Origin of the sequence: Nocardia sp. NPDC127526 (genome assembly GCF_042672265.1) — a bacterium.
Classification (GTDB): Bacteria; Actinomycetota; Actinomycetes; order Mycobacteriales; family Mycobacteriaceae; genus Nocardia.
Window position 1 is genome coordinate 1 of the sequence record NZ_JBHXVO010000059.1, and the last position, 12919, is coordinate 12919.

The 12919-nt window shown below is 67.6% G+C and carries 14 protein-coding genes; 6 read left to right on the plus strand and 8 right to left on the minus strand.

Going from position 1 to position 12919, the window contains the following annotated elements:
• From ACFVIV_RS38920 to ACFVIV_RS38950, 7 genes are all read right to left on the minus strand, one after another.
• On the minus strand, positions 1–355 hold a 355-nt coding region (locus tag ACFVIV_RS38920), incomplete at its 3' end, for an MFS transporter (RefSeq protein WP_379205314.1).
• 103 nt (positions 356–458) lie between these two features.
• A complete protein-coding gene (gene mscL, locus ACFVIV_RS38925; RefSeq protein ID WP_379205316.1) occupies positions 459–908 on the minus strand; it encodes a large conductance mechanosensitive channel protein MscL in 450 nt (149 codons plus the stop codon).
• Positions 909–966: 58 nt separating this feature from the next.
• Positions 967–2523 (minus strand): BCCT family transporter, encoded by a 1557-nt coding sequence (locus tag ACFVIV_RS38930; protein WP_379205318.1) that lies wholly within the window; start codon positions 2521–2523, stop codon positions 967–969.
• 85 nt (positions 2524–2608) lie between these two features.
• Positions 2609–2920: a hypothetical protein gene (locus ACFVIV_RS38935; RefSeq protein ID WP_379205320.1), complete on the minus strand. Its 312-nt coding sequence runs from the start codon at positions 2918–2920 to the stop codon at positions 2609–2611.
• A 10-nt stretch (positions 2921–2930) separates the two neighbouring features.
• Positions 2931–3155 (minus strand): hypothetical protein, encoded by a 225-nt coding sequence (locus ACFVIV_RS38940; RefSeq protein ID WP_379205321.1) that lies wholly within the window; start codon positions 3153–3155, stop codon positions 2931–2933.
• Positions 3156–3292: 137 nt separating this feature from the next.
• Positions 3293–4591, minus strand: a complete 1299-nt coding sequence (locus ACFVIV_RS38945) for a D-arabinono-1,4-lactone oxidase (RefSeq protein WP_379205323.1) — start codon at positions 4589–4591, stop codon at positions 3293–3295.
• Between the two features lie 33 nt (positions 4592–4624).
• Positions 4625–5299: a TetR/AcrR family transcriptional regulator gene (locus ACFVIV_RS38950; protein WP_379205325.1), complete on the minus strand. Its 675-nt coding sequence runs from the start codon at positions 5297–5299 to the stop codon at positions 4625–4627.
• A gap of 115 nt (positions 5300–5414) precedes the next feature.
• Here ACFVIV_RS38950 and ACFVIV_RS38955 point away from each other — a divergent pair, with 115 nt between their 5' ends.
• Positions 5415–6911, plus strand: coding sequence for an MFS transporter (locus ACFVIV_RS38955; protein ID WP_379205327.1), 1497 nt, complete (start codon positions 5415–5417; stop codon positions 6909–6911).
• 89 nt (positions 6912–7000) lie between these two features.
• Here the strand turns inward: ACFVIV_RS38955 and ACFVIV_RS38960 are convergent, their stop codons facing one another.
• Positions 7001–8179 carry a lipase family protein gene (locus tag ACFVIV_RS38960; protein ID WP_379205337.1) on the minus strand — a complete coding sequence of 393 codons (1179 nt, stop codon included), beginning with the start codon at positions 8177–8179 and terminating at the stop codon, positions 7001–7003.
• Between the two features lie 142 nt (positions 8180–8321).
• Between ACFVIV_RS38960 and crcB (ACFVIV_RS38965) the strand changes: the two genes are divergently transcribed.
• The 5 genes from crcB (ACFVIV_RS38965) to ACFVIV_RS38985 are packed head-to-tail and all read left to right on the plus strand — an operon-like array spanning position 8322 to position 12797.
• Positions 8322–8753 (plus strand): fluoride efflux transporter CrcB, encoded by a 432-nt coding sequence (gene crcB / locus ACFVIV_RS38965; protein WP_379205329.1) that lies wholly within the window; start codon positions 8322–8324, stop codon positions 8751–8753.
• A 9-nt stretch (positions 8754–8762) separates the two neighbouring features.
• The gene (crcB, locus tag ACFVIV_RS38970; protein ID WP_379205330.1) at positions 8763–9125 is read left to right on the plus strand and encodes a fluoride efflux transporter CrcB; all 363 of its coding nucleotides are present in this window, start codon (positions 8763–8765) and stop codon (positions 9123–9125) included.
• Positions 9126–9172: 47 nt separating this feature from the next.
• Positions 9173–10813, plus strand: a complete 1641-nt coding sequence (gene pgm, locus ACFVIV_RS38975; RefSeq protein ID WP_379205332.1) for a phosphoglucomutase (alpha-D-glucose-1,6-bisphosphate-dependent) — start codon at positions 9173–9175, stop codon at positions 10811–10813.
• Positions 10806–12011: an MFS transporter gene (locus ACFVIV_RS38980; protein ID WP_379205334.1), complete on the plus strand. Its 1206-nt coding sequence runs from the start codon at positions 10806–10808 to the stop codon at positions 12009–12011. Before pgm ends, ACFVIV_RS38980 begins: the two co-directional genes overlap by 8 nt.
• Positions 12012–12056: 45 nt before the next feature.
• Positions 12057–12797, plus strand: coding sequence for a DsbA family protein (locus ACFVIV_RS38985; protein WP_379205336.1), 741 nt, complete (start codon positions 12057–12059; stop codon positions 12795–12797).
• Positions 12798–12919: the final 122 nt, after the last annotated feature.

Genomic DNA, 12919 nt, shown 5'->3' on the forward strand with positions numbered 1-12919 from the left:
GCCACGGCGTCTGCGCGGTGGCGGCGACCACCGAGGCCAGGCCGAACAAGACGAACCCGGCGATGAACAGCCGCTTGCGCCCGTACCGGTCGCCGATCGCGCCGCAGGTGATGAGCAGGCCGCCGAGCACCAGCCCGTAGAGGTCGACGATCCACAGCTGTTCCATGGGGCTGGGCGACATATCGTCGATGAGCGACGGCAGCGCCACATTGAGGATGGTCGCGTCCATGGCCACCAGCAGCAGGCTGGCGCACAGCACTGCCAGCATGGCCCAGCGGCCACGCGGGCGGTGACCGGCGGGCGCGTCGGACTCCGCCGATCGCGAGCGGTGACCACTTCGGCTGGCGTCGGGCATGGCGACTCCTCGGGCGCGGTGGCTATCGGTCAGCAACAGCTCTGGCTAGCACGATAGCCCCGATTGCGCGGAGCGCGGCGTTCCGGGCGGGCCCGGCCGGGGACTATTTGCGCAGGCCGTTGCCGCCGTCGGCGTCGAGCAGCTCGCTCGCGCTCACACCGCCGGCGCTCGCCTGCCGGGCCAGCAGATCGCGGATCTCGGTGAGCAGCTCCAGCTCGGTCGGGTCGGCCTTGACCTCGGTCGGCTTGGACAGCCGCGCCTTCAAGTGGTTCATCGGCACGATGAGCACGAAGTACAGCACCGCAGCTACAGCCACGAAGTTGATGCAGGCGCTGATGATCGGCCCGATGGCCACGAACGTGGCCGGCTTATCCGCCAGGATCTGAAAACCCAGGCCGAACTCGGCATTCCCGCCGAGCACCGCGAGCAGCGGTTCGAGCAAACCCTTGGTGATCGAGGTGACGATCGCAGTGAACGCTGCACCGACGACAACGGCAATAGCCAAGTCGACGACATTGCCCCTCATCAGGAAGTCTTTGAAACCCTTGAGCATGACGCTGAAAAATCCAATCCGAAGACGACTCAGAAATGTTCGCGCCGAAGTCTAAGGGTTAGCCGCGCTCGGCTCGGAACGTGCGAACCAGCGCGGCGCACATTGCGAGCATCACCACACTGAAGGGCAGTGCGATGAGAATCGCCACCGTCTGCAGCGTGGTCAGCGCCTGGGTCCCGGTGCCGCTGGCGACCAGCAGCGCAATGGCCACCGCGCCCTGCGCACAGGTCCAGAAGGCGCGGCTCCAGGTGGGCGGCTCCGGATTGCCGCCGGAGGACAGCATGTTCACCACCAGCGCGCCGGAATCGGCGGAGGTGACGAAGAACAGCACGATCACCAGAATCGCGAGACCGGCGGTAATGGAACCGCCGGGCAGGGTGTCGAGCAGGGCGAACAGGGCGCTGTCGCGGTCGGGCCCGTCCGGGCCGACAAGTCCGCCGCCGCCGAACATTTCGCGGTGCAGGCCCGCGCCGCCGAAGACCGCGAACCAGACGAAGGTGAGCACGGTCGGCACCAGCAGCACCCCGGCCACGAATTCGCGCACCGTCCGCCCGCGCGAGATGCGCGCGATGAACACGCCCACGAACGGGGCCCAGGAAATCCACCAGCCCCAGTAGAAGACCGTCCACTGGTTGGTCCAGCTGGTGCCCGTCGGCCCCTCGGTCGCGCCGGTGTAGAGGCTGATCTTCGGCAGCTGCTGGATATAGGTGCCGATGTTCTGCACCAGGTCGTTGACGATGAACAGCGTCGGGCCCGCGATCAGCACATAGAGCAGCACCAGCCCGGCCACGCCCATATTCGCCTGGGACAGCAGCTTGATGCCCTTGTCCACGCCGGTCGCCACCGAGACGGTCGCCAGCGCGGTCACCGCGATGATCAGCACCACCTGCAGGCCCTTTCCCGGTTCGTCCAGCCAGCCTTGGAAATTCAGGCCCGCCGAGATCTGCAGGACGCCCAGCCCCAGCGAGGTGGCCACGCCGAATACGGTGCCGATGACGGCCACGATATCGATGACATCACCGCGCCAGCCCCGAATCCGATCCCCGACAAGCGGTTCCAGCGACCATCGGATCGACACCGGCCGCCCCTTGCGGTGGATCGAGTACGCGATGGCCAAACCCACCACCACATAGATCGCCCACGGGTGCACGCCCCAGTGCAGGAAGGTCTGCACCATGGCGGCATCCGCGCGCTGCGCGGGCGTCTCCCCGACGCCGGGGCGCGGATCCTCGTAGTGGAACAGCGGTTCGGCCACGCCCCAGAACACCAGCCCGATACCCATGCCCGCCGCGAACAGCATGGAAAGCCATGCGCCCATGGAGTATTGCGGCCGCTCCCCGTCCTCGCCGAGGGTGATGCCGCCGAACCGGCTCAGCCCCAGCCAGATGGCGAACACCACGAACAGCGTCACCAGCACGATGTAGTACCACCCGAAGCCGCCGATCACATTGTCCTGCAATGCTTTCGCCTGCCGAGCGGCGAGACCCCGGAACACGATGGCGTACACCGTGAATGCCAGCACCACGATCGCCGCGGGCCAGAACACCCTGGGCGCCACCGCCGCCCGATGGTGCACCGGAGTCGTGCCGGAGGGTGTGCTGTTCGGTGCGCTCACCTGCAGTCCTCTGTGGTTGGGGGCCGACATGCGGCAACCCCGACTCCGGGCCGCGGCCGTTGGACCGGAATCGGGGTTGTTGCGGCTACTTTCCGCTGACCTTGTCCTTCATGGCATTGACGATCTCGTTGACCGCCGCCATGACGTCCTGGGCGGCATGTTCCAGATTCGCCCGGACCTGTTCGAGCGTGCCTTGCATATCGTCGGTGTTCAGCTTGTCGGCGAACGCCTTCGCCATATCGGCGAGATCGGCGGCCGCGGTGCTGGCCCGGTCCGCTAGTTCGGCGGCGGCGCCGCTGGCCTTCTCGGCGAGTTGCCCGGCGGCGGCCTGAGCCTGGGCGGCCAGGTCATTGGCGGTGCCGCTGATATCGGGCGAGGCGTTGTCATTCGTCGGCATGGTCGGTTCCCTACTTCGCGCCGCCGCCGAACTTGTCCTTGGCCTTCTGCATGGTGTCGTCGGCCATGTTCCGCATGTCCTGGCCGGCGTTCTGCATCCGGTTCTTGGCGTCCTGGGTGGCGTCGTGGAATTTCGATTCGAATTCGTCGGCCTCGTTATCGATCTTCTGGCCCATCTGCTGGGCCTGCTGCTTGGCCTTGTCGGCCATTTCCTTGGCCTTGTCCTTCAGAGACATCGAAACCTCCCTAGGTGTGTCACTCCCGGGGGTCCGGGGGTGCATGACGGGGTACTTCGACGAACAGGACTGCAGGTACAGCGATCTTTCAGCAACCGATACTAGTCGCTCGAGTCACATCACGCACACGGCCGGCGTCACCCCACCGGTCCGAGCACCCGTTCGATGTAGGCGTTGGTGAACCGGCCCTTCGGGTCGAAGCGGCGGCGGACCTCGGCGAACTTCTCCCATTCCGGGTACCGGCCGCGCAGCGTCTCGGCGGTCTGGAAGTGCCGTTTGCCCCAGTGCGGGCGGCCGTCGTAGCGGTCGAAGACCCGCTCGCAGGCGCGGAAGTAGGCCTCGTATTCCATGCCCTGGTACTGGTGCACCGCGATGTAGCAGGTGTCGCGGCCGCCGGCGGGGGAGAGGAAGGCGTCATCGGGCGCGACCCAGCGCACCTCGATCGGCATGGCGGTGTCGAAATGCTTCGCGACGTCCTTGATCTCGCGAATGGCGTCGGCCGAATGCTCGCGGGGGACGGCGTATTCCATTTCGGTGAAGCGGAACAGGCGCGGGCTGGCGAACACCTTGTAGGAGCGCTCCACCTGCCGCCGGTAGCTGCCGGCGTAGGCCGCGCCGCGCTGCACGTAGGGGATGAGGCTCGGGCGGCGGCGGGTCAGGCGGCACAGCGCGTCGAAGGCGTAGTTGGTGACCAGGATGTCGGAGAACCAGTCCACGGCCTTGCCGCGCGGCTGTTCCGGCAGGTCGACGGCATTGTTGGCCTTGGTCATGGCAAGGGGGCTGTGCGCGAACATATAGAACTCGAAGTGCTCGTTGCCGTCGACGTAGGTGTCGAGATCGGCGAGCACCTCCTCGACCGGAACCGGCCGTTCCACGCCTTCGAGCACGAAGGACGGGACCATCTGCATGGTGACGGCGGTGACCACGCCGAGTGCGCCCACATTCACCCGCGCGGCCCGCCAGCCGTCCGGATCGGTCTGCTCGTTGAGTTCCACCCGGCTGCCGTCGGCCAGCATGAGCTCCACCGATTGCAGTGCGGCGGAGAGGTTCTGCAGTTTCGCGCCGGTGCCGTGGGTGCCGGTCGCGGTGGCGCCCGCGATGGACTGCACGTCGATATCGCCGAGGTTGGGGAAGGCCAGGCCCATGGGGTGCAGCGCATGGCTGGCGGCATTGAGGGTGATGCCGGCTTCGGCGCGGACCAGTCCGGTCGCGCGATCCACCGAGAGGATCTTGTCGAGCTTGTTCAGCCGCAGGAGCGTGCCGTCGGTGAGCACGGTCTCGGTGAAGGAGTGTCCGGATCCGGCGACGCGGACGGTGTGGCCGGCCGCTTCGGCCTGGGCGAGCACGGCGGCGACTTCCTCGGGCGAGCCCGGTGCGGCGATGGACGCCGGAGTACAGCTCTGATCTCCGGCCCAGTTCACCCAAGAGTTGGTCATGCGACCAACTTTAAACCGCCAGTGTGAGGAGCGCTACCGTTTGCGGCACGCGTACATGGCCGCCTTGGCGCCCTCGACCTCTTCGTCCGTGAGCGCTCGCTGGGTCATCGGCAGGCGCGGGATGCCGTCGCCGCGGACGCCATTGAGCACCAGGGGTACATAGCGCTTCCAGACCTCGGAATTGACCGGGCGCGCGAAACCCGCGACCGCGTCGACCATATTGACCATGGCGAAGAAGTCGCCGGTCTCGATATCGGGCTGCAGCGCTCCCGCCTCCTGGGCGCGGGTGATGACGGCCTGGAAGCCGGGGCGGATGCGGTCCTTCATGCACGCGAAACGTTCCATGCTGTCGTGCATTTCGAGCATGACCTCACTGAAGCCGCGATTGGCGGCCATGTGCCGGCAGGCGTGTTCGAACAGCTCGACCAGGCCCTCCCACGGATCGGTATGCGCCAGTGCGGAATCGATCGCCTCGCCGAGTTCGGTAACCATCTGGTCGAAGACCTCGGAGATGAGCTCCTGCTTGTTCGCGAACCGGCGGTAGACGGTTCCCACGCCGACGCCGGCCCGTTCGGCCACATCGTCGAGGGTGACCTCGAGGCCGCGATCGGCGAATAGCTCGCGCGCGGCAGCAATGATCCGCTGCTGATTGCGAGCGGCATCGGCGCGCAAACGCCGAGGTGGGGGCGCGGTAGTGACGTGATTCACAGCCCAATCCTAACAGGCGGCGGGATTAACCGGAGGCCATATCTCCGTTTAGGTGGTAACTTCAGACCGTAAGCGGAGATCGGTTCTCCGTTAAGTATAGGGGACGAGGAAACCAATGACGACAGCTCTGGAGAAAGACGTGGCCGCTCCGGCCGCGACCGGGCGGCGTGGCTCCCACGCCCTCAGATGGTGGGTGCTGGCCGTGCTCGGCGTGGCCCAGCTCATGGTCGTGCTGGACGCGACCGTCGTGAATATCGCGCTGCCCGAGGCGCAGCTGGATCTCGGGTTCTCCAATGCCGACCGGCAGTGGGTCATCACCGGATACGCCCTCGCCTTCGGCAGCCTGCTGTTGCTCGGCGGACGGCTCTCCGACCTGTTCGGCCGCCGCAATACCTTCATCGCCGGCCTGGTCGGCTTCGCGGTCGCCTCGGCGGTCGGCGGCGCCGCGGCCAACTTCGAGGTGCTGGTCGGCGCGCGCGTGGCGCAGGGCGTGTTCGGCGCGCTGCTGGCGCCCGCGGCGCTGTCGCTGCTCACCGTGACCTTCACCGAACCGGCCGAACGCGCCAAGGCCTTCGGCATCTTCGGCGCCATCGCCGGCGCCGGCGGCGCGCTCGGGCTGCTGCTCGGCGGCGCGCTCACCGAATGGGCCTCCTGGCGCTGGGTCATGTACGTGAACCTGGTCTTCGCCGCCGTCGCGCTGGTCGGCGCGGTCATGCTGCTGGCCAAGCATGTGACCACCGAACGGCCGCGGCTGGATATCCCGGGCACCATCACCGTGACCGCCGCGCTGTTCGCCATCGTCTACGGCTTCTCGCACGCCGAATCCGACGGCTGGACCAACTCGGTCACCCTCGCCTTCCTGATCGGCGGCACGGCGCTGCTGGCGGCGTTCGTGGCCATCGAACGGCGGGTCGCGCATCCGCTGCTGCCCATGCGCGTGGTGCTGGACCGCACCCGCGGCGCGTCCTACATCACCGTGTTCGCCATCGGCATCGGCATGTTCGCCATGTTCCTGTTCCTGACCTACTACATGCAGCAGCAGCTGGCGTACTCGCCGATCATCACCGGCGTGGCCTTCCTGCCCATGGTGGCGGGCATGGTGGCGTCCTCGACCACGGTGCCGTCGCTGCTGGTGCCCAAGGTCGGGCCGCGCGTGACGGTGGTGGCCGGATTCCTGGTCTCCGCACTGGGAATGGCGCTGCTGACGCAGATCGGCGTGGACACCGCGTATGCGACCCATATCCTGCCCAGCCTCATCCTGATGGGCATCGGCCTCGGCACCGCCATGTCCACCGCCTTCATCGGCGCCACCTCGGGCGTGCACCACGATGACGCCGGCGTGGCCTCTGCCATGGTCAACACCAGCCAGCAGGTCGGCGGCTCCATCGGCACCGCGCTGCTGAGCACGCTCGCCGCCACCGCCTTCAACGACTATGTGGGCGAACACGTCCCGCCGTCGCCGGCGGTGCTGGCGGAGGCCGCGGTGGAGAGCTACACCACCACATTCTGGTGGGCGGCCGCGATCTTCGTGGCGGGTGCGGTGATCACCGGATTCATCATGCCGAACAAGGCCCCGGTGCCCGCCGAGGGCGAACCGGTGCTGGCGCACTGAGATTCGCGCCTGCGACGCAGATGGAAACGGCCCCACTCACCAAGGTGAGTGGGGCCGTAGCCATGGAGGGGTGAGAACAGCCGCGGCTGTCAGCAGTTGGACGGTGGCGCCAGGCCCGCGAAGCGATCGGACAGGTAGCCGATGGCGTTCGCCGCTCCGGGGAAGATGGCGGTGCCGTGGTCCGCGCCCGGAATGATCTCGAAGAGCACCGGAGTCCCGGCGGCGCAGTAGCGGCCGGCGGTGCCGAGGGCGAGATCCAGCGGCACCTGGTCATTGCTGCCGTGCCACTGGTAGAGGGGCGCGCGCGGGACGCCCGGATAGATCTCCAGCGCGTTCTCGTGGAAGATCCGGTACAGCGTCGGATCGGTTTCCCGGCCCGGGTAGAAGACCTCGCTCAGGGTCTTGTTGGCCCCGGCCGAGATGATGTCGTCCACACAGGAATTGGCGATCCGGTCGCGCAGCGCGAAGCCCGCCGGGGTGAGCGACTGGTCCATGGATATTTCGCTCGGATACTCCCGTTCCATGCCGATGCCCAGCGCGAAGCCGAGTCCGAACAGCGGATGCGGGGCATTGCCGTTGGCGATGGCGATCTTGCCGGGATTGACCGGCACACCGCCTTGCGCCACACCGACAATGGGGAGCTCGGGCGCGTAATCGGGGGCCAGTACCGCGGCGAAGCCGGTGGCCATCGCGCCGCCGGAGTACCCGGCCAGGCCGACCGGCGAATCACCCAGTCCCGTCGGCGGGAAGCGCTTGGCGGCGCGAATGCCGTCGAGGGTGATCTGGCCGCCCAGCCGGGCCGCCCCGTAGGCGCTGGTCGGGCCGAGATGATCGGGCACGGCGATGGCCCAGCCGCGCATCAGCAGCAGGTTCAGCGCGGCCGATTCCTTGAGCCCGCCGTCGAACAGGGCGTGCGACGGGGCGCATTGCATCCCCAGGGAATTCACGAACGGCTGATACGAGACCAGCGGCCGCGGCCCGCCGCCCCCGGGCACGATCAGGGTGGTGACGGCCATGATCGGGCCGTCGTGCGAGTCGTTGGAGCGAAAGCCCAGCTGCCACACCGTCGCACCGGCGAATCCGTGCGCGGGCACGAGGCGGGAGCGGACGATGTCGCCGGGTGCGAAGTCCCCGATATTCGGTGGGGCGTAATAGAACCCGTCCGGATCTCCGATCGGGTACACGGCGCCGTGGGCGGGTGGTGCGCCCGCCAGTGCGGTCAGCAGTATCGCCGCGGTACTCAGGCTCTGGACCAGCATCCTTCTGATTCCCTGCCGGACCGCCAACTTGGCTCCTCGAGGCCGATGGGACAACTCTGGGCAAGCGGCACTATCCTCGCAGTTCCCGGGTGCTCTTCGCCCTCAGCAACACGCCGAACAGCAACTATTTAGCAATCTTGAAGGGAGGGTGGTGGCAGCGAGAACGCGCGAGGTCGACGGGCTGATGCTCGCGGTCATCGCCCTGGGCGGCGGCATCGGCGCGCTGCTGCGCTACGGCACCAGCCTGGTCGTGCCCGAGGCCGGCGGGATTCCGTGGCAGACCTTGGCGGTCAATGCGATCGGCTGTCTGGCCATCGGCGTGCTCATGGCCGTCATCACCGAGTTCCGGTCCGCGCACCGGCTGGTGCGGCCGTTTCTGGGCGTGGGCGTGCTGGGCGGCTTCACCACCTTCTCCACGTACGCCGTCGAAGTTCGTAGACTGCTCGAATCGGGCCGAATGGCTACCGCATTCGGCTACCTCGGGGGGACGGTGATGATTTCGCTGGGAGCGGTCGTGCTCGGGCTGGGCGCGACGCGGTGGGCAGTACGCACGGCACGACGATTGGGGGCAGGCGATGAATGAGGTGCGGCGGTGACGGCGGTGCTGGTGATCGTCGGCGGAATGGTCGGGGCGCCGACCCGTTATCTGGTGGATCGCGCGGTGGCCCGTCGATTCGATAGTGTCTTCCCACTGGGCACACTGGTGGTGAACGTGACCGGTTCGGCCCTGCTCGGCCTGTTGATCGGTGCGGGAGCAAACCATTGGCTGCTCGCGACCGCCGGAACCGGGTTCTGCGGGGCGCTGACCACGTTCAGTACGTTCGGATACGAAACGGTTCGATTGGCCGAGGAGGGCGCTTACAGCTATGCGGTGGCGAACATCGTGATCGGCATTGCGGCAAGTCTGGCCGCGGCCTGTCTCGGTGCCTCGTTCGGGCAGTGGGTGTGGCCGTGATCCTGATGACCAGCCGGGCACAGGCGATACGGAAGGGAGGCGCGAGCATGGCGCACGATCGAGCCGGGCGGCCGGCACGCGCCACGGACCTCGAGGACATCGCGCACCTTGTCACGGCCTACTACAGCCGGATTCCGGATCCGTCGGATCCGGCGCAGCTGGTGTCCTTCGGCACCTCCGGGCATCGCGGATCGAGCCTGGACTGCGCCTTCAACGAATCCCACATTCTCGCCATCACGCAGGCGATCGTGGAGTATCGCGCCACCCGCGGCATCACCGGGCCGGTGTATCTGGCGCGGGATACCCACGCGCTGTCCGAGCCGGCCTGGACCACGGCCCTCGAGGTGCTCGCCGCCAATGACGTCACCGCCATTATCGACTCGCGCGACAGGTACACGCCCACACCGGCTTTGAGCCATGCCGTGCTGCGCCACAATCGGGGCGGCACCCGGCATCAGGCCGACGGCATCGTGGTCACGCCCTCGCACAATCCGCCCCGCGACGGCGGCTTCAAATACAATCCGCCGCACGGCGGTCCGGCCGACACCGTCGCCACCGACGCCATTGCCGCGCGCGCCAACGAGCTGCTGCGCGGCGGGTTGGCCGAGGTGCGGCGCACCAGCCTGGCGCACGCCCTCGCCACCAAGGTGGAGCGCTACGACTATCTGGACAAATACATCGGCGACCTACCCAATGTGCTGAACCTGGATGCCATTCGCGGCGCCGGGATTCGGCTGGGCGCGGACCCCATGGGCGGGGCCAGCGTGGACTACTGGGAGGAGATCGGGCAGCGCTACGACCTCGAGCTCGAGGTGGTGAATCCGTTCGTCGATCCGACCTGGCGGTTCATGACCCTCGACAGCGACGGGCGGATCCGGATGGATCCGAGCTCGCGCTACGCCATGGCGTCGCTGGTCGCGATTCGCGACGATTACGACATCTCCACCGGCAACGACGCGGACGCGGACCGGCACGGCATCGTGACTCCCGATGCGGGGCTGATGAATCCGAACCATTATCTGGCGGTCGCCATCGAGTACCTGATCGCCAACCGGATGGGCTGGGACGCGCTCACCAAGATCGGCAAGACGGTGGTGACCTCGTCCATGATCGATCGCGTGGTCGGCGTGCTCGGCCGCGACGTGTACGAGGTGCCGGTCGGGTTCAAATGGTTCGTGCCCGGATTGTTCAGCGGCAGTCTGGCTTTCGGCGGCGAGGAGTCCGCCGGCGCCTCCTTCCTGCGCATGGACGGCACCGTGTGGACCACCGACAAGGACGGCATCCTGCTCGCCCTGCTGGCCGCGGAGATCACCGCCGTCACCGGGCAGAGCCCCTCCACCCGCTATGCCGAACTGGAGAAGCGCTACGGCTCGCCCGCCTACAACCGGGTCGACGCGACTGCCACCGCGGAACAGAAAGCCCGGCTCGCGGCGTTGACGCCGGACATGATTACCGCGACGGAGATCGCCGGGGAACCCATTACCGGCATTCAGACCCGCGCCCGGGGCAATGGCGCCGCGCTCGGTGGGGTGAAGGTGACCACCGAGAACGCCTGGTTCGCCGCCCGCCCGTCCGGGACCGAGGACAAGTACAAGATCTACGCGGAATCGTTCCAAGGTCGCGAGCACCTGACCCAGGTGCAGGCGGCCGCGGAGGAAATGGTGGGACGGGCCCTGTCCGGTGAGTAGATCCAAGGCCCTGCCGGTCGAGATCTGGGTGCTGGTGGGGTCGGCCTTCACGATCGCCATCGGCTTCGGTCTCGTCGCGCCCGCGCTGCCGCAGTTCGCCCGCAGTTTCGGTGTGGGCGTGGCGGCCGCCTCGTTCATCGTCAGCGCCTTCGCCCTGATGCGGCTGCTGTTCGCGCCCATGAGCGGGCGGTTGATGCAGAAGCTGGGGGAGCGGCCGGTCTATCTCACCGGATTGATCATTGTCGCGGTCTCCACCGGCGCGTGTGCGTTTGCCCAGACGTATTGGCAACTGCTGGTGCTGCGGTCGCTGGGCGGTATCGGGTCCACCATGTTCACGGTGTCCTCGCTGGCGCTGGTGATCCGCATGTCGCCGCCGTTGGAGCGCGGGCGGGTGTCCGGGGTGTACTCGACCAGCTTCCTCATCGGATCCATCCTCGGCCCGCTGGTCGGCGGTGCGCTGGCTGGTTTCGGGCTGCGCGCGCCGTTCCTCATCTACTGTGTGGCGCTGCTCATCGCCAGCCTGATCGTGTATGTGGCGCTGAAGGATTCACCCCTGGTCGCGCCCGAATCGGCCGACGGCGCGCCCGTCATGACCTTCCGGGACGGGCTGACGCGGCCCGCCTATCGGGCCGCATTGTGGGCCAACTTCGGCAATGGCGCGGCGGTTTTCGGCGTGCGCATGGCGCTGGTGCCGCTGGTCGTGGTGGAGGTGCTGAAACAGGACGCCAAGGTCGCGGGCGTGGCGCTGACCGTTTTCGCCATCGGCAATGCGGCGGTGCTGTTCCTGTCCGGGCGCCTCTCGGATCGGCTGGGCCGCAAGCCCTTCCTCATCTCCGGCACGCTGATCTGTGCTGTCGGCACCGCGGGCCTGGGGCTGGCGCCCAACCTGGTGTGGTTCCTGATCGCGTCCGCCATCGCCGGTGTCGGTTCCGGCATGTTCTCGCCGACCCTGCAAGCCTCGGTCGCCGATATCGTCGGCCCGCGTACCCGGGGCGGCCCGGTCCTGGCCGGCTACCAGATGTCCGCCGACCTGGGCACCTTCCTCGGCCCGTACCTGATCGGCCTGCTCGCCGACAATGTGTCCTACGGTGTGGCGCTCGGCGTCACGGGCCTCGTTCTGGCATCGGCCTCGGCCGTGTGGCTGTTCGTGCCGGAAACGCTGCCGCGCAAGGAACCCGTCGCGGTCGCCCGGACCTAGCCCCCGGCAGGCGCGGTCCGGACCGGTTCGGGCAGAGTGGGCGGTGTGAGCAACCCGACTTCGAAGCACACCCCGCAGCCGGTCTCCAGCAAGACCACCTACGCCCTGGGCGGCCTGGCCGTCGTGGTGGTCGCGGTGATCGTATTCGCGGTGTTCCAGTGGAATCGCGGCGGCGGCGACGAGATCCGCAATGACGGCTACGGGCCGGTGCGCGATGCCGCGGTATCCGTGGCCATGGACTCCGACGGCGGCATCGTGCTCGGCAAGCCCGGCATCACCAAAACCATTGACATCTACGAGGACCCGCTCTGCCCCGCTTGCGGGCAGATGGAGCGCATCTACGGGCAGGAGATCGCGCAGCAGCTGGACGAGGGCAAGTTCGCGGTGCGGTACCGCATGGTGAACTTCCTCGACCCGCAGTCCGGCAGCAAGGACTACTCCACGCGCGCCATCGCCGCCTTCGAATGCGTGGCGCAGGCCGGGAACGGCCCGGTCTTCGCGAAGTTCCACGACCAGCTGTTCACGGCCAAGCAGCCGGAGGAGCGCGGCTCCGACCTGGACAACCAGCAACTGGCAGCCCTGGCAAAGGAATTCGGCGCGTCCGATGAGGCGGTCTCCTGCATCACCAAGGCCGATGGCATTGACACCGCCCGCAATCACGCCGAAGCGGCCATGAAGTCGCTTACCGCCGCCCTCGGCGATCGCGCCGCCACCCCGTCGGTCTTCATCGACGGCAAGAAGGTCGACGTCAACGACGAGAACTGGGTCGCCAACGCCGCCGGATAAGGCCGCGGCCGATCCGGTGACGGATGGCGAAAGACTCGAAAAGCAAGACTTGGCGGGGGAAACGCGCGAGGATGGGTGCGTTGTGGGAAATGGGGTGGGGTGCGGCTCGGAGGGACGACACC

Excerpts from the sequence above, each read along its gene's own strand:
- ACFVIV_RS38945 (WP_379205323.1), bottom strand. The coding sequence starts at position 4,591 with ATGACCAACTCTTGGGTGAACTGGGCCGGAGATCAGAGCTGTACTCCG.
- ACFVIV_RS38940 (WP_379205321.1), bottom strand. The coding sequence starts at position 3,155 with ATGTCTCTGAAGGACAAGGCCAAGGAAATGGCCGACAAGGCCAAGCAG.
- ACFVIV_RS38935 (WP_379205320.1), bottom strand. The coding sequence starts at position 2,920 with ATGCCGACGAATGACAACGCCTCGCCCGATATCAGCGGCACCGCCAAT.
- mscL (WP_379205316.1), bottom strand. The coding sequence starts at position 908 with ATGCTCAAGGGTTTCAAAGACTTCCTGATGAGGGGCAATGTCGTCGAC.
- ACFVIV_RS38955 (WP_379205327.1), top strand. The coding sequence starts at position 5,415 with ATGACGACAGCTCTGGAGAAAGACGTGGCCGCTCCGGCCGCGACCGGG.
- pgm (WP_379205332.1), top strand. The coding sequence starts at position 9,173 with ATGGCGCACGATCGAGCCGGGCGGCCGGCACGCGCCACGGACCTCGAG.